Origin of the sequence: Puia sp. (assembly GCF_036500295.1) — a bacterium.
GTDB lineage: Bacteria > Bacteroidota > Bacteroidia > Chitinophagales > Chitinophagaceae > Puia.
Genome location: NZ_DASYCH010000087.1, coordinates 13,236 through 35,286, shown reverse-complemented (window position 1 = coordinate 35,286; position 22,051 = coordinate 13,236). Strand labels below are relative to the sequence as shown.

The following is a 22,051-nucleotide window of genomic DNA, read 5'->3' as shown; positions in this document are numbered from 1 at the left end:
ATGTATAAAGTAGTAATTTTAAGGCTCGACCCAAACTGTGCGACAATATTAATTCAATTGTAAAGATGAACCGAAAAAACTTTCTGTCTTCCCTGTTAACGATCGGCGCCGCAGGACCTGTGCTGGCGGCGGCCGCAACGCCCAATGCCGTGCCTTCCGTATCCCGGAATACCGCAGCCTCCAGCGCCGCCCTTCCGACACCGCTGATCATCCCGCCCTATCTTCGTCCCGGCGACGTCATCGGCATCACCTGCCCGGCCGGTGACATCACGGCCAAAGAGATCCTGCCCGCCACTCAGCTGATCGAATCCTGGGGTTTCCGGATCAAGGTAGGCGAGACCGTCGGAAAAAAAGACGGGGTCTTTGGGGGAACCGACGACGAGCGGGCCGCGGATTTTCAGCAAATGTTAAACGATCCCGAGCTAAGCGCCATCCTCTGCGCCCGCGGCGGCTATGGCGCCGTTCACATCATCGACCGGCTTGATTTTTCGCCGCTTGCCAATCGGCCCAAATGGATCATCGGCTTCAGCGATGTCACCGTTCTTCTCTGTCATCTTCATACCAACGGCAACTGGGCTTCCATCCATTCAAAAATGTGCAACAGCTTTCCGGATGACTGGGCAAAGGCGGAGGCCATACAGGTGGAGTGTATCCTTTCGATCCGCCGGGCCCTCAGTGGTGAAAGGATGGAATATAAGGTTCCCCCCAACGTGCGCAACCGCAACGGCCGCGCGGAGGCTGCGCTGATCGGTGGAAACCTGAAGACGATTGAGAGTCTTGCCGGCACCCGGTCGGATATCGACACGGCGGGAAAGATCCTTTTCGTGGAGGATACCGGGGAATATCTGTACAGCATCGACCGCATGTTCTGGCATCTGCAGCGTACCGGTAAGCTGGACAGGCTTGCGGGACTTGTCGTCGGCGGATTCAAGGTAAAACCCGACGATCCCGGCGAGGAGTTTGGGCAAACCGTGACCGATATCGTCACCGCCAGGGTCAAAGGCTACGGCTATCCGGTTTGTTTTGACTTCCCTGTCGGTCATCAAAAAGACAATTACGCTTTGAAATACGGAATCCCTCATTTGCTCGATGTACAGGAGGGAGCGGTCACCCTGACGGATACTTCCGTCCCGGCTGCGGCGACCCCCTCCTTATAATCTTTTCAACATGTCCATCCTCCCTCCCTTCCTCCGTCCCGGCGATACTATCGGCATCGTATGCCCGGCAGGTTATATGCCCCTGGAAAAGGCACAGGTCTGTATCGACACCCTGGTCAGCTGGGGTTATCGCGTGCGGGTCGGAAAGACGCTGGGCGGCATGTCGGAGAATTATTTCTCCGGCACCGATGATACACGGCTTGCCGAACTCCAGCAGATGCTCGATGACCCTGGAATAAACGCCGTTCTTTGCGGCCGTGGCGGCTACGGGTTGAGCCGGATCATCGACCGTCTCGATCTTACCCGATTTGGAAACGCGCCCAAATGGATCATCGGCTTCAGCGATATCACCGTTCTGCAAACGCATATCCTTACCCGCTGTGGGGTGGCGACCCTGCATGCCCCGATGGCGGGAGCCTTTAACGATGGCGGCGCAACCGGCCCCGGTGTGGAGTCGCTGCGCCGGGCACTTGCGGGTGAGAGCGGGGTCTATCACGCTGCCGCGCATCCTTTCAACCGGCAGGGCGCGGCCACGGGCCGGCTTATCGGCGGAAACCTCGCCCTGCTGGCGCATCTGATGGGCAGTGACTCGGAGCCTGACACCCGGGGCGCCATCCTCTTCCTCGAGGACGTCGGCGAATACCTTTACAATATCGATCGCATGCTGCGCCAGCTCCGGCGCGGCGGGAAGCTGGGACAGCTGGCCGGTCTTCTCGTCGGCGGCTTCACCGAGATGAAGGATACGACCCGGCCCTTCGGCGCGACGGTGGAAGAGATTGTCCGCGAGGTCATCGGGGACGCAGCCTACCCCGTCGCCTTCGGTTTCCCCGTCAGTCATGGAAAGGAGAATGTGGCGGTAAAAATAGGCGTCGACTATTCGCTGAGCGTCGGATCGCGGGAAGCGACCCTGGCGGAACTACCGGCTTGATTCAGCCGGCCGTCCCTTTTTTAGATTGTTAACATCGATTAATTTTATCTTCGCATAGAAATCCTCTATATGACTTTTGTGCAATTGGAATATATCGTCGCGGTTGACACCTATCGGCATTTTGCTACGGCCGCCGGCCATTGCTTTGTCACCCAACCCACCCTCAGCATGCAGGTGCAGAAACTGGAGGAGGAATTGGGGCTGAAGATCTTCGACCGGAGCAAACAGCCGGTCATCCCCACCGAAGCGGGCAGGGAGATCATCGGGCAGGCCCGCAAGATCCTGGGGGAGAAACAATTGATCGGCGAGATCGTGCAGGAGAAAAAAGGCGTGCTCACCGGGGAGTTACGAATCGGGATCATCCCCACCCTTGCGCCCTATCTGTTGCCTTTGTTCATTCAGGGCTTCACGACGAAATATCCCCAGATAAAACTCGTCGTCAACGAACTGACCACAGAGATGGTGGTCACGCGGCTGCGTGAGGGGCGGATCGACGTGGGCATCCTCGTCACCCCGCTGCAGGAGAACGGCATCCGTGAGCAGGTGCTTTTCTATGAGGAATTGCTGGTCTATGTCTCGCGTAAGAACGCTGCCTATAAAAAAGCCTATATGCTTGCGCAGGACATCGATCCTTCGAAGCTGTGGCTGCTGGAGGAGGGCCATTGTTTTCGCAGTCAGATCGTCCGGCTTTGTGAGCTGCGGAAGGCCAGTAAGGAAGGCAGTCATTTCGACTATGAGGCCGGCAGCCTGGAGACACTCCGCCGGATGGTCGAACTCAATGACGGCATCACGATCCTGCCTGAGTTGGCCACCATGGACCTCACTGCGAGGCAAAAGCAATTGATCCGTCACTTCCGGCGGCCGGCGCCGGTGCGGGAGGTGAGTCTGGTTATCCATCGGGATTTTGTCAAACAGCGGCTGGTCCAGGCGCTTCACCAGGAGATCGTCGAGTCTATTCCGGAGAAGATCAGGCAGAATAAGAACAACAATGTCATTCCGATCTGAGCGGTCACGGCGTGAACGTGTCGCCGGCTTTTAACAGCGGTTTCAACCGGCTATCGCACCCGGTCATCGTCACGGGCGCTGTCACGTCGGGCAGGAATCGATAGGTGGGAAAATGGTAGTGCAGCAGTGAGCCGAGCGGATAGAGGAAAAGATATTTTCGCCAGGCCGCGTCCTGGCTGTAGGATGCATCTTCGAGGATCAGCCGCTGACAATCCCGGACGGACGCCAGCTGCGCAGCAATGGCCGCCCCGACCCCTTTTCCCTGGAGAATGATCTGCATCGGCTTCCAGCGGCTTCGCGCCAGTTTATAAAACACCAGGGAGTATTTATACAAGGATTGCTCATCGAGGGTTCCGGTGCTTTTTCCATAGCCCGGATAATCCATCATCCAAACCTCATAGCCCTTTGCGGTAAAGTCACCGGCATTGGAAGCCCAGCCGGCGATGTTTGCGGCATTTCCGTGAAAAAACAGTACAACGCCTTTGGCGAGACTATCTTTTGGCCGGTCTGTGGCCCGGAACTCCACGATATTCAGATTCGTATTTTGGTCGTAGTTGAGATTCAGCTCGGTGGACGGCTGGTCAAAATTATACCAGGTGTTGCGTTGGGCCTTTACGGGATGAAAGATCAGCCGCTCCTGGCCATAGTACACGGCGATGCCGACAAGGCAATACAAAAGGATAAATACCTTGAGCCAGCGAAACAGCTTTTTTTTATTCATAGCTTTTTATTCCACGCTGATCCGTTTCAGGTTGAAATTGGGGATCGGCGAGACGATGAGCGGGAATTTTTCGATCGTGACGTTAGACGGGTCGAGTCCAAAGCCTCTTTCTTCGGAGAGGCTCAGTTCCTTCAGCCAGAAGTAGAGCTTCATGACCACCCGTTCGAAGAAGGGCAGTTCGTTGTCCTGGCTCAGGTATTTTTCCATGACGATAAACTGGAAGTCGCCGACCACATTATTCCGTTCGAGCGATTCGTACCGGCTGGTGATGTTCACTTCCCGGTTGTTGACCAGGTCTTCCACGACTTTCCGGAACATCAGGTTGATCTTTGGTTCGATGCGGAACCCGAGCCGGAACTCTACCCGGATGATATCGTTGGGGATGATATGTTCCACGGAATATTCGGCCGTATACGGTTCGTCCAGTGTGTCGACATGCACGAACCAGTAGATGTCCGCGCGCTTTGGTTTTTTATTGAGGATGGAGTAGATGATCTTGTGTTCGATCTCTTTTGGATTGTTGGCACTTGTCATATAGACCAGGTGGGTCGCTGCCTTGGGGACGGTGCGGTCATTGCTCAGTTCCTGGATCTGGGGGATATAATGTTCCATCCGCACGAATTCCACGTATCTGTTCTTGATCTTGCGGGCGCGGAACCAGACGAACATGACGGCAAACAGCCCCCCGCCGACGATAATGGCTACAAAGCCGCCGTGCGGGAATTTCTCGAGATTGGCGAAAAGGAAGCTGAGTTCGATGCTCAGGTATACGGTGAGATAGAGGTAGATCAGCAGCCTATTCGTCCGTCGCGAGATCAGGTAGTTGGCGAAGAGGATGGAGGTGGCCAGCATACAAAGGGTGATCGCCAGGCCGTACGCGGCATCCATATGCGACGAGCTCCGGAAATAGAGGGTGACCCCTGTACAGCCCAGGAACAGCAGGAAATTGATCGCCGGGATATAGGACTGCCCGCGCTCTTCCGTGGGATAGCTGATCCGCAGCTTTGGCCAGAGATTCAGCCGCATGCTTTCGCTGATCAGCGTAAAAGAACCGGTGATAAGGGCCTGGCTGGCGATGATGGCAGCCGCGGTGGCGATGATGATGCCCGGGACGACGAACCAGGAGGGCATGATATTGTAAAAAGGGTTGCCGAGATTGGTATCGAACACCCGGCCCTGGTATTTCGCCATCAGCCAGGCGCCCTGCCCGAGATAGTTAAGGACCAGGCAGGTCTTTACATAGATCCAGGAGATGCGGATATTGCCCCGGCCGCAGTGACCGAGGTCGCTATAGAGCGCTTCCGCTCCGGTTGTACAGAGGAAAACGGCCCCCAGGATCCAGAATCCCTTGGGATAGGTGGTGAGCAGCTGGATGGCATAATAGGGGCTCAGGGACCGGAAGATACCCAGGTCGTCGAGCAGGTGGTTACTGCCCAATACGGCCAGCATACTGAACCAGATGAACATGATGGGGCCAAAGAGCTTGCCGATGGATTCCGTCCCGAACTGCTGGAGAAAGAACAGGATCACCAGGATGCCGATGACCAGGTAGACGATCGTGGACTGGTCGATATACCGGAAGGCATCCATCTGGCGCAGACCCTCGATGGCGGAGGTCACGGAGATCGGCGGGGTGATCATGCCGTCAGCCAGTAAGGCGGCGCCCCCGAGCATGGCGGGGAAGACGAGCCAGCGTTTTTGACGCCGGACGAGGGCATAGAGGGAGAAAATGCCCCCTTCTCCTTTATTATCAGCCTTTAAAGTGAGCCAGATGTATTTTACGGTGGTTTGCAGGGTCAGGGTCCAGATGATGCAGGAAAGCGCGCCCAGGATCAGCTTTTCTTCGATTATTCTTCCGTGGATGATGGCGTTTAGAACGTAGAGGGGGGAGGTCCCGATGTCGCCGTAAATGATGCCCAATGCTATAACAAGGTTAGCAAAGCTGACTTTATTGATCTGTTTACTCACAGTCGGCAAAGTTATAGCGAAAACCATGAAACATACAACCTTATTTTAGACCCTCGGCTTATCGCGGCAACCCTATATTTAAACAAACCGTAGGTTATAACAGTCAAACTTTTACCTATCTTACAACTTCTAAAAAACTGAGTGAAAACAATGAGCAGAATCCTGTCATCGCTGCTTCTCACACTGACCCTATTAGCCTGGGCGGGCGCGAAGGCCCAGGTTCAACAAATCACTTACTCCGAACCCGAGCGGGAAGACGGCCGCCGCACCAATTTCGAGATTATCGGCAAGATGAATGGTAACTACTTGGTATTCAAGAATAATAGTTCAAGCAGCGCTGTCAGTGTATACGATAGTGTAATGCACTTGCAGCAGCGGGTACCCCTGAGCTTCATGCCGGACAAGTATATCAATGTGGACTTTGTCGCCTACGCGGATTTCTGCTACCTGATCTACGAATACCAGAAGAAGGGCATCGTCCACTGTACGGCCGTAAAGTTGAATTCCCAGGGGCAGAAGATGGGGGAGCCGGTAGAGCTGGACACGACCCAGATCAGTTTTGCCGCCAACAATAAGATCTATACCACGGTCGTCAGCGATGACAAGCAGCGGATCATGGTCTTCAAGATCAACAGCAAGAACCCCCGCAGTTTCCTTTTCACGACCTTTCTGTTCGATGCCCAGCTGAACCGGATCGACCGCCACCGCATCTTCCTGCCGATGGAGGAGCGTAACGATCTGTTCACCGACTTCCAGCTCGACAACGAGGGGCAATTGATCTTTGGCCGGTATCAGCGCAGCGGCAGCAACGACTATATTACCCGGGTTTCACTCGTTACCAAGGGACCAATCGCCGACAGCTTCTCGGTAAGGGATATCGGCTCGGGGGATCGCATCCTCGATGAAATAAAGATAAAGGTCGATAACAATAATAAGCGCTATATCCTTTCCGGGTTTTATTACAAACAGCGCCGGGGCAATATCGAAGGGCTTTATGCGGTCATCTGGGACAAGGCTACGGATAGCAAGGCGGACGAGAAGCTGACCGTTTTCACCGATGATCTCCGGGGCCAGGCCAAGAGCACCGATGCCAATCTGCGTATGGCCTTTAACGACTTCTTTATAAAGCATATTATCACCAAACGGGACGGCGGCTATCTGCTGGTCTCCGAATCGCTTTATACCACCTCCCGGGGAAATATGTTCAATCGTTGGGACTATATGTACAACCCTGCTTTTGGCCCCGGCGGGTTCTATTCACCCTACTACTACAGTCCCTATTACAACCCCTGGAGCCGGAACTACGGCAATTACGCCACCCGTTTTCATGCGGAGAATATCCTGGTGCTGTCCTATGATGCGACGGGCAGTCTGCAATGGAGCGCCGTTATTCCGAAAAGCCAGTTCAACGACGAGACGGAGAACAGCATTTCTCATGAACTGGTCAATACCGGTGGGGAATTGCATTTCCTGTTCAATATCTACGAACGCCGGAACGAGCTCCTCAACGACGAGAGCATTTCACCGGAGGGCAGGGTCACCCGTTATCCGACCCTTAAGAACCTGGACCGCGGCTACGAGTTCATGCCCCGCTATGGTAAACAGGTGAGCAGCTGGGAAACTATCATACCTTGTCTATATAGGAATTATCTTTGCTTTGCAAAAGTTGAGTTTTAAAGCGATCGGACGCGTCATCCGGAGACAAGACACAGGAACCCCATGATCGGTATTTTCAGACAAAAGAACCCGGCAAACGCCCTCATACTGTTATTTTATGCGCTGGTATTGAAGTTTCCGCTGTTCGTGCACCCGGTGGTCCCGGTTTTGCATCCGGCGGATAACTATCTCTACCGGGTTATCCTGCGTGGTCTGGATTCCGTGATCCATTCCATCCCTATCGGGTATTCGGTGCTTACCTTCCTGCTTCTTGTCAGCCAGGCCATCCTTCTCAACCGCATCTCCAATCATCATAAGGTCCTGCCAAAACCCAATTTTCTGCCGGGCATGTCCTATATCCTGATCACGTCGCTTTTGCCTGACTGGGGGCATTTTTCCGCCCCGTTGCTGATCAATATGGTCATGATCTGGGTCTGGTACCGGATGATGGAACTCTATAACAGTCACCGGCCGGGGACGGCTATATTCAATATTGGGGTTTGGATCGGCATCGTTTCGCTGCTCTATATCCCCGCTGTGGCCTTCCTGCTGCTGATGCTTTCGGCCTTGCTGACCATGCGGCCATTCCGTATCCGGGAATGGTTTGTCGGCTTGCTGGGTTTTACGTTTCCCTACTATTTTCTCTTTCTGATCCTCTATCTCACGGGCTCCTGGAAATGGGCCGATATCGTGCCTTCCATCAAATTTGCGGTCCCGGCGTTTCCCGCGACCATCTGGATCACGCTGGGTATCGTCTGGCTGGTGATCCCCTTTATCGTCGGCGGCATTTTTGTGCAGAAGAACCTGAGCAAATTCCTGATCCAGATTCGCAAAAGCTGGAGCCTGCTGTTGCTTTTTCTCATGGTCTCCATCGTGATCATCCTGATCAGCCGGGTCACCTCCTATGAGAACTGGATCCTCATGGCGGTCCCGCTTGCGGCTTTTCACGCCGCTGCGTTTTATTTCCCGTCGAAAACGCTGGCCCCCAATATCCTGCACTGGCTGATCGTCGGGTATATCCTGGCGATGAATTATTTTATCTGAGCACCGCCGCTCGCTGATACCCCCGAAATTTTGTACCTTTACGGCGCAAATAAATCAGGCGAATATGAAATTTGGCGTAGTCGTTTTCCCGGGTTCCAATTGTGATCGAGATATGCAGGATGCCCTGCGGTATGACCTTGGGCAAGAGGTAGTTATGCTTTGGCACAAGGATACCGGCCTGCCCGGGTTCACCAGTGACGACTGTATCGTTTTGCCGGGCGGTTTTTCTTATGGGGACTATCTCCGCTGCGGGGCTATTGCGCGTTTCAGTCCTATTATGCAAAGTGTCACCAAATTTGCCAACGAAGGCGGGAAAGTGCTGGGAGTTTGCAATGGATTTCAGGTTCTTTGTGAATCCCATTTGCTGCCGGGAGCCCTGCTGCGCAATGCCAATCAGCAATTCATTTCGAAGAATGTCTGGCTTCGCGGCGCCGGCGACGATGGAAAGGCGCTGAAGGTCCCCATCGCTCATGGCGAAGGCCGGTATTATGCCGACGAGAAGACCCTCGACGAGCTGGAAGCCAACGGTCAGGTCATCTACCGGTACAGTGATGAGTCCGGGGTCATCGGCGGCGGCAACCCCAACGGTTCGCTGCGGCATATCGCCGGTATCTGCAACAAGACCCGGAATGTCTTTGGAATGATGCCGCATCCCGAACGCGCCTGTTCCGAAGCCCTGGGGAACATCGATGGAAAAGCGATCCTGAAGACGCTTTTTATTGATGTGGCAAAGCCGTCTGTAGCCCGGAAAGCCGGTATGGTCAACATTTAAGTTTCTTTAACGTTTGGAAGCGGAACTTTATAGCCTGATATGAAAAAAACAATACTCTTCGCCGCGGCCGTGCTCACCTGCTGTCTGGCCATGGCCCAATCCAGCAAGGAAGTCAACTGGAGCTATTCTTCCAGGAAAATAGGGGATAAGACCTATGAGGTGCACATGATCGCCACTATCGGCGGCAACTATCATATGTATGCGCAGAATGTAGGTGGGGACGGTCCCATCCCGACGAGTTTTACGTTTACCAAGAGTCCGCTGATCCAGCCCAGCGGGGAGACAAAGGAAGTGGGCCAGGTGATCAAGAAATTCGAATCCGCCTGGAACCATGATGTCCGGTATTATGAAAGAACCGTCGAATTTGTGCAGGTGGTCAAGCTGAAGAGCAATGTAAAGACCAATCTTGCCGGAAAGGTGGAATTTATGGTTTGCAACGATCACGAATGCCTCCCGCCTTCGACGGTCGATATAAAAGTTAATATCGGCGGGTAGTATAGTATGCAAAATCTCTACACCGGTGGGCGCAGTCGGATACGGATCGCGCTTTACCTCGCTCTTGCTTTTCTTTTCACGGCACAACGGGGCTTTGCCCAGACGGATACCGCGACTCCTGCCGTGACCTGGGATTTCAGCACGCAACCCGGTGCAGACGGGAAACCCGTTCTTGTCCTTCATGCCCATATTCTGGACGGCTGGCGTCTTTATTCGACGACCATGCCTGACAGCCTGCCGAATTCCCGGGTGGCGCTGGACAGCTCGGTCAGGACGACGATCACTGGTATCGAGGAACAGGGGGTGGCGAAAGATCAAAAAGAACCGCTGTTCAGCAATGCGACTACGAAGTCCTTCACCGGAGACGCCAAATGGCTTATCCATCTGGATGCCGCGGCCGGCGAAACAAAGGATCTGAAAGGTGTCATAACGTTTATGGCTATCTATAAGGATTCGGTATTGGGTCCGCTGGAGGTTCCTTTCCGTTATGGACATGCGGCGGGTGGTGCACTGGTCGCCAAGGCGGGCGGTCTGCAGGAATCGGCGAGTGCTTCGACGGAGCTGAAAAAGGCTTCCATCGACCTGGCCAACCCCGTCAACTCCTGTGGCGGCACCGGCGGGGATACCAAGGGGCTGCTGAATATCTTTATCCTTGGGCTGCTTGGCGGCCTGGTCGGTCTGGTCATGCCCTGTACCTTTCCGATGATCCCGCTGACGGTCTCCTTTTTTACAAAGCGCTCGGCCTCGCGCTCCAAAGGCATCGCCAACGCCTTTCTCTACGGATTCTTTATTTTTCTGATCTATTTGCTGATCAGTGTTCCCTTTTACTTTCTGCAGGGGAATAATGCCAATATTCTCAATACCATCTCCACCAATATCTGGCTGAACCTGTTCTTTGCGGCTGTGTTTATTGCTTTTGCCCTTTCCTTCTTCGGGCTCTTTGAGATCACGCTGCCCAGCCGGTTCTCCAATTCGGTGGATGCCAAGTCGGACATCAGCAGTGTCGGTGGTATCTTCTTTATGGCGCTTACGCTGGCGATCGTCTCCTTCTCCTGTACCGGACCTATTCTGGGCAGTTTTGTGGTCAGTTCGCTTGGGCCTAACGGGGGGGCGATCCAGTTGACCGTTGTCCTCGCAGGTTTTGGCTTTGCGCTGGGGCTGCCCTTTGCCCTTTTCGCGCTCTTCCCTTCCTGGCTGCAGTCCCTGCCCAGATCGGGGAGCTGGATGAACACGATCAAGATCGTCTTTGGCTTTGTCGAGCTGGCCCTGGCGCTGAAATATCTTTCCAACTCCGACCTGGTCGCCCACTGGGGACTGCTAAAACGGGAAACCTTTTTCGCTCTTTGGATCCTGATCGGGCTGGCTATGGTTCTCTATCTGTTGGGAGTGATCAAATTCCACCACGACCCGCCGCCTAAAAAACTGGGTGGGGTGCGGATCACCACGGCCATTCTTTTCCTTGCCTTCATCGCCTATCTGGCTCCCGGCCTTACCAATACCCGTTATGCCAACCGTTCGCTGGTGAGCGGTTTCCCGCCGCCCCTGTCTTACAGCCTGTATGGCAAGTCGCAGGATGCCGGGGAGGTTCAGGCCAATGTGGTCAATGATTATAACAAGGCCCTGCAGCTGGCCCGGGAACAGCATAAGCCGATTCTTATCGATTTTACGGGCTGGGCCTGTGTCAACTGCCGGAAGATGGAAGAGAACGTCTGGCCGAAACCGGGGGTAAAAGAGCTGATCAGCAAGGATTATATCCTGGTGTCGCTGTATGTTGATGACCGTAAGCAGCTTCCCGATGACCAGCAGTTTGTTTTCACGACCAGTGACGGCAGCAAGAAGTCCATCCGGACGATCGGGGATAAGTTTGCCACGCTGCAATCGGAGAATTTCAAGAATGCATCCCAGCCTTTATATGTCGTCATCAGCCCCGATGAAAAGCTTCTCAACAAACCGGTGGGCTATACGGACAATGTCGCGACCTATGCCCAATGGCTGCAATGCGGGCTCGACGCCTACAAACGGATACAATGATCTTTCATCAATAGAAAAGGCCGTCTCTGGTAAGAGACGGCCTTTTTCTTTAATTAGGCGTCATTCTGTCCCGGCCTTCCGGCAAGACTAAGGGCAAGTGCTTAACACCAGATGGAGGGCCAGAATGACAAGAACTTATAATAAAAAGGTTCCTGTTCGTTCAGAACAGGAACCCTTTCAATATTTTTTAAAGCATCTTTTCACACAATGAAGTTAGCGGTTGTTTCCGTTCCCCGTACCCAAAAGTAGTTAAAGATTATTAAAAAACTCGTCCCTCGTATTGCTTCGTACCTGCGAGTGGACTACCATCTTTCAAATCCTTCTCCAGAGTAAAAATCATTACAAAGCGATCTTTTTTTCGGTCATCATCTTACGAAGATTGATCAGACCATAGCGCATCCGGCCAAGTGCCGTGTTGATGCTGCAGTTCGTCAGGGCTGCGATCTCTTTAAAGCTGAGATCTGCATAATGACGCAGGATGATCACTTCGCGTTGGTCCTCGGGGAGCAGGTCGAGCATTTGCCGAACCCGGTCGTGGCTCTGACGCTTCATCATTTTGGTGTCTGCGCCCTCTTCGGTGAAGTGGATCACTTCAAAAATGTCACGGTCGTCGCTGGTCTTAATGGCGGGGGTACGTTTTACCTTCCTGAAATGGTCAACACAGAGGTTGTGTGCGATGCGCATCGCCCAGGGAAGGAATTTACCTTCTTCCGTGTAGCGGCCACCGCGGATGGTGTCAATAATTTTAATCAAAACGTCCTGGAAGATGTCCTCGGCAAGGTATTTGTCTTTAACGAGGAAAAGGATGGAAGTGTACAACTTATCCTTGTGACGGATGATGAGTGCTTCAAGTGCATACAAATCGCCGTCCCTGAATTGGTGAATAAGTTCGTGATCAGTTTTTTTGCGTAGCAATGTCATAAACTTCTACGGGTTTTAAAGGTGATAGGATATATTTTGGATTTTAAAGATGGTTCGGTTTTTCTGTGTAGAAGTACTCAGTCGATAGGCGAGCGGTTATTTTGTTTTGTTAATTGTGATATTCACACTCTCAACTCCAATGTGCAAAAATATTGCTTGCACTAAATAGGGTTTAAAGATATACAATTTTTGGAATAAACAACATTTTGGGAATTTTTTTGTTTTTTATTGCTATCAATCCCCAAAGAACCAGTAAAGTAAGTACCTATTTTGTCTTCGTTCGCATCTGCTTTTTATAAAACAGTTACCTGCTCTCTCTTCCTAATTTTTTTGGTAAATTGCATCCCTATATGGGTAGTACATCGGGTAAAGTAAAACAATCAAAAAAAGAAAAGTTGATCCCTTCCACAGCGGCCGTCTCTCCCGCAGACGCCATCTTTATAAAAGGAGCAAGGGTTCATAATCTAAAGAATATAGACGTTTCCATTCCCCGGAACAAGCTGGTCGTCGTGACGGGCGTTTCCGGTTCCGGGAAATCATCGCTCACCATCGATACTTTATTTGCTGAGGGCCAGCGCCGTTATGCCGAGAGTCTTAGCGCTTATGCCCGGCAGTTCATGGCCCGGATGGATAAACCGGATGTGGACTATATTAAAGGACTGTGTCCGGCCATCGCCATCGAACAGAAGGTCGTCACCCGCACGCCGCGTTCCACGGTAGGGAGTATGACGGAGATCTATGACTATCTCCGCTTGTTGTTCGCCCGCGCCGGCAAGACCTATTCTCCCATTTCGGGACGGATCGTGAAGAAGGACGATGTCTCCGACGTGGTAAGCGCCATTTCCGCCCTTGGTCATAACGACAGGGTCCTGCTGCTCACGCCTTTTCGTCAGCACAAGAACCGGGAGCAAAAGGAAGAGTTGAATATCCTCCTTCAAAAGGGCTTCGCCCGGCTATATGTACCCGCCGCCGGCGGGTTGGGGGAAACCCTGCGTATCGAGGATCTGCTCGAATTGAGTGACAAGGCCTTAAAGGCGAAACTGCCGGCGGCTACGCGCATTCTTGTCGACCGGCTGGTGGTCAAGGACTTCGATGAAGACGATCTCCACCGGATGGCGGACTCGGTCGGCACCGCCTTTTATGAAGGGGAGGGGGAGATGCAGCTCGAGGTCAATGGAACCGCGACCCTGAACTTTTCCAACCGGTTCGAACTGGATGGGATCAACTTCGAGGAACCCGTTCCGAATTTGTTCTCCTTTAATAATCCGTTTGGGGCCTGTCCCACCTGCGAGGGTTTTAGCCAGGTACTGGGCATCGATGCCGATCTGGTCATCCCCGATAAACGGTTGAGTATCTATGAAGGTGCGGTGGCGCCCTGGAAAGGAGAGAAGCTGGTGTCGTGGAAGGACCAGTTTATAAAAGGAGCAAAAAAGTTCGATTTCCCGATTCATAAGCCGGTTATCGATCTCAACAAGCAGCAATATAAGGCGCTCTGGGAAGGCAACGAGCATGTACAGGGGATCAACGACTTCTTCGCCGAGGTGGAGCGCAATCTATATAAGGTGCAGTACCGTGTTCTTCTCTCCCGGTATCGCGGCCGGACGGAGTGTCCCGATTGTAAGGGCTACCGGCTGCGGAAGGAAGCGCTTTATATCAAGGTCGGCGATAAACATATCGGCGAACTCTGCGAGATGCCCGTCAAATACCTGGTGGAGTGGTTCGACCAGTTGCAGCTAAGCGTGCATGAACAGCAGATTGCCAAACGTATCCTCATCGAGATCCATCACCGGTTAAGGACGCTGATGGATGTGGGTCTGAATTACCTGACCATGGCCCGGCTGGCCAACTCACTCAGCGGCGGGGAGAGCCAGCGGATCCAGCTGACGCGCAGCCTGGGCAGCAACCTGACCAATTCCCTTTACATCCTCGACGAGCCGTCCATCGGGCTTCATTCCCGCGATACCGAAAAGCTGATCCGGGTATTAAAGGAGCTGCGTGATCTGGGTAATACCGTCGTCGTTGTCGAACACGACGAGATGATGATGCGGGAGGCCGACTATATCATCGACATGGGGCCGCTGGCTTCCCATCTGGGTGGGGAGGTGGTGGCTGCCGGCGACTATGCCGCCCTGATCAAGGATGAGGACAGTCTTACCGGCAAATACCTGAAGGGGGAGCTGGCCATCACCCCGCCGGCCACCGTTCGCAAATGGAACCGGTCGCTGATCCTTGAAGGCGCCCGGCAGAATAACCTGCAGGATCTGACCGTCGAGTTCCCGTTGGGGGTTCTCACGGTAGTCAGCGGCGTCAGCGGCAGCGGCAAGACCACGCTGGTAAAACAGATACTCTATCCCGCCCTCCAGAAGATAAAAGGGGAGCCGGGGGAAAAAGTCGGATTGCATAAGTCCATCAAGGGCGATATCGATCTCGTTTCCCAGGTGGAGATGGTCGATCAGAACCCGATCGGCAAATCATCCCGGAGCAATCCTGTAACCTATATAAAGGCCTATGACGAGATCCGCGATCTTTACTCGCGGCAGCCGTTGAGCAAGATGCGGGGCTTCCAGCCGAAGCATTTTTCCTTTAATGTTGACGGCGGCCGTTGCGACACCTGCAAAGGCGAAGGGGAACAGATCGTCGAGATGCAATTCCTGGCGGACGTGCATCTCACCTGTGAGGTCTGTCATGGCAAACGGTTCAAGGACGAGGTCCTCGAGGTCCGTTACCGGGAAAAGAGTATCTATGATGTACTGGAAATGAGTGTCGACGAAGCCCTGGAATTCTTCAGGGATGAAAAGGATATCCACCAAAAGATAAAGCCTCTCAGTGATGTGGGGCTCGGTTATGTCAAGCTGGGGCAGTCCTCGGATACGCTGTCCGGCGGCGAGGCACAGCGCGTAAAGCTGGCTTCCTTTCTGGGCAAGGGCCGCGCGCAGGGGCATATCCTGTTTATCTTCGACGAACCGACCACGGGTTTGCATTTTCATGATATCCGTAAGCTGCTGGCCTCCTTCAATGCGCTGATCGAACAGGGGCATTCCATCCTGGTCATCGAGCATAACACCGATGTCATCCGATCGGCCGACTGGGTCATCGATCTGGGGCCCGAAGCGGGCGATGGCGGGGGCAACCTGGTATACGCCGGAGTCCCGGCAGGGTTGAAGAAAGTCAAGGAAAGCTATACGGGCCGATTTCTAAGCTGACCATTTTTTCTTAGCTTGCCGGAAAATTTCTCCTTTGTCCAACAACGCCAATGCCAATACCCAATACGCCCGGCTGATCATATCAGGAATTTTATTTATTTGGACACTGTCCATCTTTCTTCCCGGCGCCTATAGCATCGATTCATGGAACCAGTTTAATGAGGTTACGGGCGGGCGTTATGATGACTGGTATGGGACCGGCATGGTCATCACCTGGCGCCGGCTCTGGCTGCTGACCGGCAGTTTTATGAGCCTTTTTGTCGCGCAGATGGTGTTGTACTGGACCTTTTTCACGGCTTTGCTTTGGACGGTGAGGCTGAAAAACCCGATCTATTGGCTCACGATGGGCCTGGCGCTTTTCTTCTGTTTTATTCCGCAGTATGTGATGCGCGATTCGCTGATGGTGCTGGCCTGGGGGCTAGCAGCGCTTTTTCTCTTATATGCGGCCAACAGTGAAACCCGCCGGCGGACGCTGACGATCCTGGGATTGCTTTTCTTCGCCTATGGCCTTTGGGTGCGGATCAACACGCTCATCGCCATCCTGCCGCTGGCCTATGTCTGTGTCCTCTTTCTTGGCGGCAGCCGTCTTGCCATCTGGAAACAGGCGCTGATCACCCTTGGTGGCTGTATCGTCCTGTTCCTGGGCAGCCAGTTCATGACCTACCGGGTTCAAAAGGCGGCGCATACCTATCCCGAATACAAGCTGAAGCTGTTGGATCTTACCGGTATTTCAAAGATGAGCGGCGAGAATTACTTTCCTGAGGCTATCCGCAACTTCCCGGGTTTTAACCTGGATACCTTATATAGAAGATACACTCCGGCCGATCTCGATGAGATCTACTGGCCGGAGGACGGGAAACGCATCTTTCCCTATCCCACCGACTCTATCAACAGCAGCGTGACCAGGAGCTGGCTGTCGGCGATCCGCCATCATCCGTGGGACTATTTTCAAAACCGCTTTACCGGCTTTATCTATTACCTCCACCTCCGCAAGCGTCTTGGGCCGATGGAATACTGGAACGTCTCCGCTTTCTGGATCCAGCCGAACGGCCCCCTGCCTGTCAAGATGGAGCCTACCAAATTGAAGGAACGGATCAGCAATATGTATCTCTGGTTCTATCCCACCATCCTTTTCGATCCCTGGCTCTGGCTGCTCTTCAACCTCGCGGGCTTTGCCTTTTTCTTTTATAAATGCCGGAAGGAACCCGGTGACAAGGCATGGCTGGTTCATGCCTGCGTCCAATTATCCGGCGTCTTCTTTATTCTCAGCCAGTTGCTGATCTATCAGCACGACCGCGATTTCCGGTATAGCTATTGGAGCGTGTTTGTCGTCTTCCTCGCGATCCCGGGCATCTTTGGAGTGCGGTCGCCGAAAAAAGCTGGGGCAAAAAGACAGGGGGCCGGCGTTAGCCCAACCCCCTGATAAACACAATTCCATTCTTTTAATAACTGCCAGTCTGTTGAATGGGCCGGAGCCCATCCGCGTTTAATTCCATCCACCGCCCAGCGATCGGTATAATTCCACTTCTGCGCTCAATTGTCCTTTCTTTATCGATGCCAATTCCAATTCACTTTGTAATACGTTGCTCTGTGCGGTGATCACCTCGAGGTAGTTGGCCATTCCGTTGCGGAAAAGGCTGTTGGCGTTGGTGATCGCGCTGCGGAGCGTTGTTACCCTTCGCGCGGCTACGACCTGCTGTTCTTTCAGCTTGTTGATCTTAGCCAGTGCATCGGATACTTCGCCAACGGCTACCAGCACCGACTGACGAAACTGGATCACGGTCTTTTCGCGGTCGACCCGGGCTAATTCATACTGGGTCTTTAATTGTTTGCGCTGGAAGACCGGCTGCGTCAATCCGCCGGCGACGATCCCGAACAGCGAACCCGGGATATTGAACCAATCGCTGGCTCTGAAGCTGTTGAGACCGCCCTGGGCGGTGATGGTCAGCGAAGGGTAAAGATTTGCCTTGGTGATGCCGACATTGGCATTGGCTGCGGTCAGCGCCAGTTCGGAGCTTCGGACGTCGGGTCTGCGGCCGACCAGCTGGGCTGGCACTCCTGCGGAGAGGCTATCCCTCACCGGTACCTCGTCGAGGGTCTTATTCCGGGCGATGGAGCCGGGAAGGGTTCCTGTGAGGATGCTAAGCGCATTCTCCTGGATCAGGATGCTTTGCTCCATCTGAGGGATCAGTTCTGCTGCCGTTTGTTCCTGGGCTTCGGCCTGTTGAACACCCAGCGCCGTGACGTCCCCGGAGTTATACTGAAGCCGGATGATCCTGAGGGTAGAATCGTTTAACGCCAGGTTAGCCTTTGCAATGTTCAGCTGCGCATCCAGCATCAGCAGATTATAGTAGCCGTTGGCGACGCCTTCGACGAGATTGGTCTGCAGCGCCTTTCTGGCTTCCGTCGTTTGCAGGTATTGTGCCAATGCGAGCGACTGCCGGCTCTTGATCTTTCCCCAGATGGGTAACTCCCAGCTAAGCCCGATGTTGGCGTTGTAGTCTTCCTGGTAGGGATGTCCCAGGAACTGGGGGAAGAATTGGCCATTAAGGCTGTTATCCGAAGCCCGGTTGAGACCGTAGGTTGCATTGAAATTAACGTCCGGCCAGTAACCCAGCTTGCTTTGTCCCAGCACCAGCTGTGCGGACTGGATATTCTTCAGGGCCACCTGCATGTCGTAATTGCGGACGATGGCGCTATCGATCAGCTGTTGCAGGGCCGGGTCGGCGAAAAAGCTCTTCCAGGGCAGGTTGGCGATGCTGGTGGTATCCGTCGTCGTTGCGGTTCTGAATTGCCCCGGCACCTCTGCCGCCGGGGTTGCTATGTCTTTCGAAACTTTACAGGCTCCCAGTCCTGCGAGCAGGACAAAGGCGGCTGTTTTTATCATCAATTGTGTCATAAAATTTCTCTATTTATTATTAAGCAGGCAGTGCGTTGGGGGCGGCATTGGCTGCAGCCTCATGCTGAATATCGATCGTTCTTTTGCCGACCCATTTCTCCTGCAGGAACTGGAAGATGATGAACAATACCGGCACTACGAATACCCCGAGGATCACCCCGGTGAGCATCCCGCCGATGGCACCCGTACCGATCGACCGGTTACCGAGAGCCGAAGCCCCATGGGCCCGCATCAGGGGCAGCAGCCCCACGATAAAGGCAAAGGAGGTCATCAGGATCGGCCGGAGGCGGAGTCTCGATGCTTCGAGGGCGGCGGCGACCAGGTCCATGCCCGCTCTGCGCCGTTGTACCGCATATTCCACGATCAGGATCGCGTTTTTTGCCAACAGGCCGATCAGCATGATCAGACTCACCTGGACATAGATATTATTATCCACGTTGAACAGCTTCAGGAAACTGAACACTCCGAAGACCCCGACAGGGATCGATAACACTATGGCGAAGGGCAGGATATAACTTTCATATTGGGCCGAGAGCAGGAAGTATACGAATACGAGGCTCAGGATAAAGATGAAGATTATCTGTGAGCCCGCGGCCTTTTCTTCCCGCGTTATTCCGGTATACTCCACCGCGTAGCCTTTTGGCAGGGCCTTGGCGGCGGTTTCCTCGATCGCCTTGATGGCGTCACCGGTACTGTAGCCGGGTTTGGGCACGCCGTTGATGGTAACGGCATTGTACAGGTTGTTCCGGGTCACCGTTTCGGGTCCGTAGGTTCGTTTCAGCGTGATCAGCTGGTTTACCGGAACCAGCTGGCCCGTGGTGCTTTTTACATAGATGCCGTTTAGCGAAGCTTCGTCCGTACGATAGGGGATATCGGCCTGTGCCATTACGCGGTAATATTTCCCAAAGCGGTTGAAATCGCTGACAAAGGCGCTACCGTAATAGATCTGCATCGTTTGCATGAGATCGGCGATAGACACGTTCAGCTGTTTGGCCTTGTTGTCATCGACGACCATCTGGTATTGCGGATTACCGGAGGCAAAGGTGGTGAAGGCATAGGCGATCTCCTTTCTTTGCATCAGTGCGCCGATGAACTGCCAGGCGGTGCCGCCCAGCTTGTCCAGCGAACCGTTGTTCTGGTCCTGCAGCATGAACTCGAATCCGGCTACGTTACCAAAACCCTGGATCGTGGGGAAGGTGAAGAAGAACGCGTGGGCGTCTTTTACCTGTGCGGCGATCTTGGCGGTCATGGACGCCGTGATGGAGGCCATGTCTTTTATAGGTCCGCGCTGATCTTCCGGCTTCATCCGCACGAAACCGGCGCCATAGGGCGAGGCATTTGCGTTGGAGATGAAGTTCAGCCCTTCCACATTGTACCGCCGGTCGGTGATGGGATCGTTCTTGATGATGCTGTCGATCTCTTCCATTGCCTTGTGCGTCTTATCCAGCGAGCTGCCGGGAGGGGTATTCACGGCGTAGAGCAGGAAGCCCTGGTCTTCCGTAGGGATAAATCCGCTGGGCGTACTCTGCATCATTACATAGGAGGTAGCGGCCAGGATCACCAGTGCGGCGATTGCGATCCACCGGCGTTTGAACAGGAACTTGAGGCTATTGATATATTTATCGGTCATCGCCTTGAAGCCTGCGTTAAAGGCGGCGAAGAAACGGGAACCGAGTCTTTTTTTATGACCTTCTTTATGGGGGTTCTTCAGAAAGAGCGCGGACAGGGCCGGACTCAGTGTCAGGGCGTTGACCGCGGAGATGAGGATCGCGATGGCGAGGGTAAAGGCGAACTGCCGGTAGAACACACCTGCCGGACCCTGCATAAACCCTACGGGGATAAACACCGCGGCCATTACCAGCGTGATCGAGACGATGGCGCCGGAGATCTCGCTCATAGCCGACACCGTAGCGGGCCTTGCGTCCATCCCGGTGCTCTCCATCTTTGCGTGCACGGCTTCGACCACTACGATGGCGTCATCCACCACGATACCGATGGCCAGCACGAGGGCGAACAGCGTCAGCAGGTTGATGGTAAACCCGAACAGCTGCAGGAAGAAGAAGGTACCCACGATGGCCACGGGGACGGCGATGGCCGGGATGAGGGTCGACCGGAAGTCCTGGAGGAAGAGGAATACGACGATGAACACCAGGATAAATGCCTCGATGAGGGTGTGGATCACCTGATCGATAGAGGCATCCAGGAAATCCTTGGAGTTGTACATGATCGTCGTCTTCAGGCCCTTTGGCAACTGTGAATCGAACCTGTCCACGAGCTTCTTGGCCTCCGTCAGGATGCTGTTGGCATTCGAACCGGCTACCTGGAACACGGCTACCCCGGAGGTAGGATGGCCATTCAGCTTGCTGTTGGAGGAATAGGTATAGCTGCCGAACTCGACCCTTGCCACATCCTTCAGGCGGATGACGCTTCCGTCGTTGTTGGCCTTGATGATGATGTTCTCGTAGTCTTCGTTCTTGTTCAGCTTGCCCTTGTACTTCAGCACGTATTCGAACACTTCCTTGCTGCTCTGGCCGAGACGGCCCGGGGCCGCTTCCAGACTTTGATCCTTGATCGCGGCGGTCACTTCCATCGGAGAAAGGTTGTAGGCTACCAGCCGGTCGGGTTTGAGCCAGATCCGCATGGAATAATCCTTTGTACCGAACGGCTGGGCGTCACCGACACCCGGGATACGCTGAAGTTTCGGGATCAGGTTGATCTTGATATAGTTTTGCAGAAAGGTCTCGTCATAGGCGCTATCCGTGGAGTAGAGCCCGATGAACATGATGATACTGTTCTGCTGTTTTTGCGTGGAGATACCTGCCTGGATGACCTCCTGCGGGATCTGGCTTGTAGCCTTGGCCACGCGGTTCTGGACGTTTACCGCTGCTATGTCCGGGTTGGTGCCCTGTTTGAAATAAACGGTCAGGGACATACTCCCGTCATTGCTGGAGTTGGAGGTCATATAGGTCATGTTCTCCACCCCGTTGATGGATTCCTCCAGCGGGGTTGCCACGCTGCGGGCGACGACCTCCGCGTTGGCGCCGGGATAGTTTGCCTGCACCAGGACCGATGGCGGCGCGATATCCGGGAAGAGAGTGATGGGCAGCGTGAAGACGGATAATACGCCCAGTAAAAGCAATATGATGGACACGACCGTTGATAACACCGGTCTCTCGATGAATTTCTTAAGCATAAATTTTGAATTTCTATAGTTCTAATCCTGGCTATGGGCCTATGGGCGGCAATTCCGT

The 22,051-nt window shown here is 53.8% G+C and carries 15 protein-coding genes; 10 read left to right on the top strand and 5 right to left on the bottom strand.

Translation table 11 applies throughout. The annotated features are described in order from the left end of the window. Window positions 1-65: 65 nt before the first annotated feature. From VGM48_RS16600 to VGM48_RS16590, 3 genes are all read left to right on the top strand, one after another. Window positions 66-1,157 (top strand): LD-carboxypeptidase, encoded by a 1,092-nt coding sequence (locus VGM48_RS16600; protein WP_331581121.1) that lies wholly within the window; start codon window positions 66-68, stop codon window positions 1,155-1,157. Window positions 1,158-1,167: 10 nt separating this feature from the next. Next, entirely contained in the window at window positions 1,168-2,085 is a 918-nt protein-coding gene (locus tag VGM48_RS16595; RefSeq protein WP_331581119.1) for an LD-carboxypeptidase, read from the top strand. 69 nt (window positions 2,086-2,154) lie between these two features. Beyond that, window positions 2,155-3,090: a hydrogen peroxide-inducible genes activator gene (locus VGM48_RS16590; protein WP_331581118.1), complete on the top strand. Its 936-nt coding sequence runs from the start codon at window positions 2,155-2,157 to the stop codon at window positions 3,088-3,090. A gap of 4 nt (window positions 3,091-3,094) precedes the next feature. Here the strand turns inward: VGM48_RS16590 and VGM48_RS16585 are convergent, their stop codons facing one another. Both VGM48_RS16585 and VGM48_RS16580 read right to left on the bottom strand, forming a co-directional pair. Then, window positions 3,095-3,811 carry an alpha/beta hydrolase gene (locus VGM48_RS16585; RefSeq protein WP_331581116.1) on the bottom strand — a complete coding sequence of 239 codons (717 nt, stop codon included), beginning with the start codon at window positions 3,809-3,811 and terminating at the stop codon, window positions 3,095-3,097. Between the two features lie 6 nt (window positions 3,812-3,817). Beyond that, window positions 3,818-5,779, bottom strand: coding sequence for a KUP/HAK/KT family potassium transporter (locus VGM48_RS16580; RefSeq protein WP_331581114.1), 1,962 nt, complete (start codon window positions 5,777-5,779; stop codon window positions 3,818-3,820). Window positions 5,780-5,929: 150 nt separating this feature from the next. On the opposite strand from VGM48_RS16580, the gene VGM48_RS16575 reads away from it, so the two are divergent. From VGM48_RS16575 to VGM48_RS16555, 5 genes are all read left to right on the top strand, one after another. After that, window positions 5,930-7,456, top strand: coding sequence for a hypothetical protein (locus tag VGM48_RS16575; RefSeq protein WP_331581112.1), 1,527 nt, complete (start codon window positions 5,930-5,932; stop codon window positions 7,454-7,456). Between the two features lie 42 nt (window positions 7,457-7,498). After that, the gene (locus tag VGM48_RS16570; RefSeq protein WP_331581110.1) at window positions 7,499-8,479 is read left to right on the top strand and encodes a DUF6427 family protein; all 981 of its coding nucleotides are present in this window, start codon (window positions 7,499-7,501) and stop codon (window positions 8,477-8,479) included. Window positions 8,480-8,543: 64 nt separating this feature from the next. Beyond that, entirely contained in the window at window positions 8,544-9,251 is a 708-nt protein-coding gene (gene purQ / locus VGM48_RS16565) for a phosphoribosylformylglycinamidine synthase subunit PurQ (RefSeq protein WP_331581107.1), read from the top strand. A gap of 39 nt (window positions 9,252-9,290) precedes the next feature. After that, window positions 9,291-9,746, top strand: a complete 456-nt coding sequence (locus VGM48_RS16560) for a protein-disulfide reductase DsbD domain-containing protein (RefSeq protein ID WP_331581105.1) — start codon at window positions 9,291-9,293, stop codon at window positions 9,744-9,746. Between the two features lie 6 nt (window positions 9,747-9,752). Beyond that, window positions 9,753-11,777, top strand: a complete 2,025-nt coding sequence (locus VGM48_RS16555) for a protein-disulfide reductase DsbD family protein (protein WP_331581103.1) — start codon at window positions 9,753-9,755, stop codon at window positions 11,775-11,777. Between the two features lie 339 nt (window positions 11,778-12,116). Here VGM48_RS16555 and VGM48_RS16550 read toward each other — a convergent pair whose 3' ends face one another. Further along, window positions 12,117-12,698 (bottom strand): RNA polymerase sigma factor, encoded by a 582-nt coding sequence (locus VGM48_RS16550; protein WP_331581101.1) that lies wholly within the window; start codon window positions 12,696-12,698, stop codon window positions 12,117-12,119. A gap of 350 nt (window positions 12,699-13,048) precedes the next feature. Here VGM48_RS16550 and uvrA point away from each other — a divergent pair, with 350 nt between their 5' ends. Further along, window positions 13,049-15,901, top strand: coding sequence for an excinuclease ABC subunit UvrA (gene uvrA / locus VGM48_RS16545; RefSeq protein WP_414711254.1), 2,853 nt, complete (start codon window positions 13,049-13,051; stop codon window positions 15,899-15,901). A 34-nt stretch (window positions 15,902-15,935) separates the two neighbouring features. Next, entirely contained in the window at window positions 15,936-17,324 is a 1,389-nt protein-coding gene (locus VGM48_RS16540; RefSeq protein ID WP_331581097.1) for a hypothetical protein, read from the top strand. A gap of 63 nt (window positions 17,325-17,387) precedes the next feature. Here the strand turns inward: VGM48_RS16540 and VGM48_RS16535 are convergent, their stop codons facing one another. Beyond that, the gene (locus tag VGM48_RS16535; RefSeq protein ID WP_331581095.1) at window positions 17,388-18,800 is read right to left on the bottom strand and encodes an efflux transporter outer membrane subunit; all 1,413 of its coding nucleotides are present in this window, start codon (window positions 18,798-18,800) and stop codon (window positions 17,388-17,390) included. Between the two features lie 19 nt (window positions 18,801-18,819). Continuing rightward, entirely contained in the window at window positions 18,820-21,993 is a 3,174-nt protein-coding gene (locus tag VGM48_RS16530) for an efflux RND transporter permease subunit (RefSeq protein WP_331581093.1), read from the bottom strand. Window positions 21,994-22,051 lie beyond the last annotated feature (58 nt).

What these genes read in the sequence shown, in the direction of transcription:
- VGM48_RS16555 (WP_331581103.1), top strand. Translation starts at nt 9,753, where the DNA reads ATGCAAAATCTCTACACCGGTGGGCGCAGTCGGATACGGATCGCGCTT.
- VGM48_RS16570 (WP_331581110.1), top strand. Translation starts at nt 7,499, where the DNA reads ATGATCGGTATTTTCAGACAAAAGAACCCGGCAAACGCCCTCATACTG.
- purQ (WP_331581107.1), top strand. Translation starts at nt 8,544, where the DNA reads ATGAAATTTGGCGTAGTCGTTTTCCCGGGTTCCAATTGTGATCGAGAT.
- VGM48_RS16595 (WP_331581119.1), top strand. Translation starts at nt 1,168, where the DNA reads ATGTCCATCCTCCCTCCCTTCCTCCGTCCCGGCGATACTATCGGCATC.
- VGM48_RS16585 (WP_331581116.1), bottom strand. Translation starts at nt 3,811, where the DNA reads ATGAATAAAAAAAAGCTGTTTCGCTGGCTCAAGGTATTTATCCTTTTG.
- VGM48_RS16560 (WP_331581105.1), top strand. Translation starts at nt 9,291, where the DNA reads ATGAAAAAAACAATACTCTTCGCCGCGGCCGTGCTCACCTGCTGTCTG.
- VGM48_RS16600 (WP_331581121.1), top strand. Translation starts at nt 66, where the DNA reads ATGAACCGAAAAAACTTTCTGTCTTCCCTGTTAACGATCGGCGCCGCA.
- VGM48_RS16550 (WP_331581101.1), bottom strand. Translation starts at nt 12,698, where the DNA reads ATGACATTGCTACGCAAAAAAACTGATCACGAACTTATTCACCAATTC.
- VGM48_RS16575 (WP_331581112.1), top strand. Translation starts at nt 5,930, where the DNA reads ATGAGCAGAATCCTGTCATCGCTGCTTCTCACACTGACCCTATTAGCC.
- VGM48_RS16590 (WP_331581118.1), top strand. Translation starts at nt 2,155, where the DNA reads ATGACTTTTGTGCAATTGGAATATATCGTCGCGGTTGACACCTATCGG.
- VGM48_RS16530 (WP_331581093.1), bottom strand. Translation starts at nt 21,993, where the DNA reads ATGCTTAAGAAATTCATCGAGAGACCGGTGTTATCAACGGTCGTGTCC.
- uvrA (WP_414711254.1), top strand. Translation starts at nt 13,049, where the DNA reads ATGGGTAGTACATCGGGTAAAGTAAAACAATCAAAAAAAGAAAAGTTG.
- VGM48_RS16535 (WP_331581095.1), bottom strand. Translation starts at nt 18,800, where the DNA reads ATGACACAATTGATGATAAAAACAGCCGCCTTTGTCCTGCTCGCAGGA.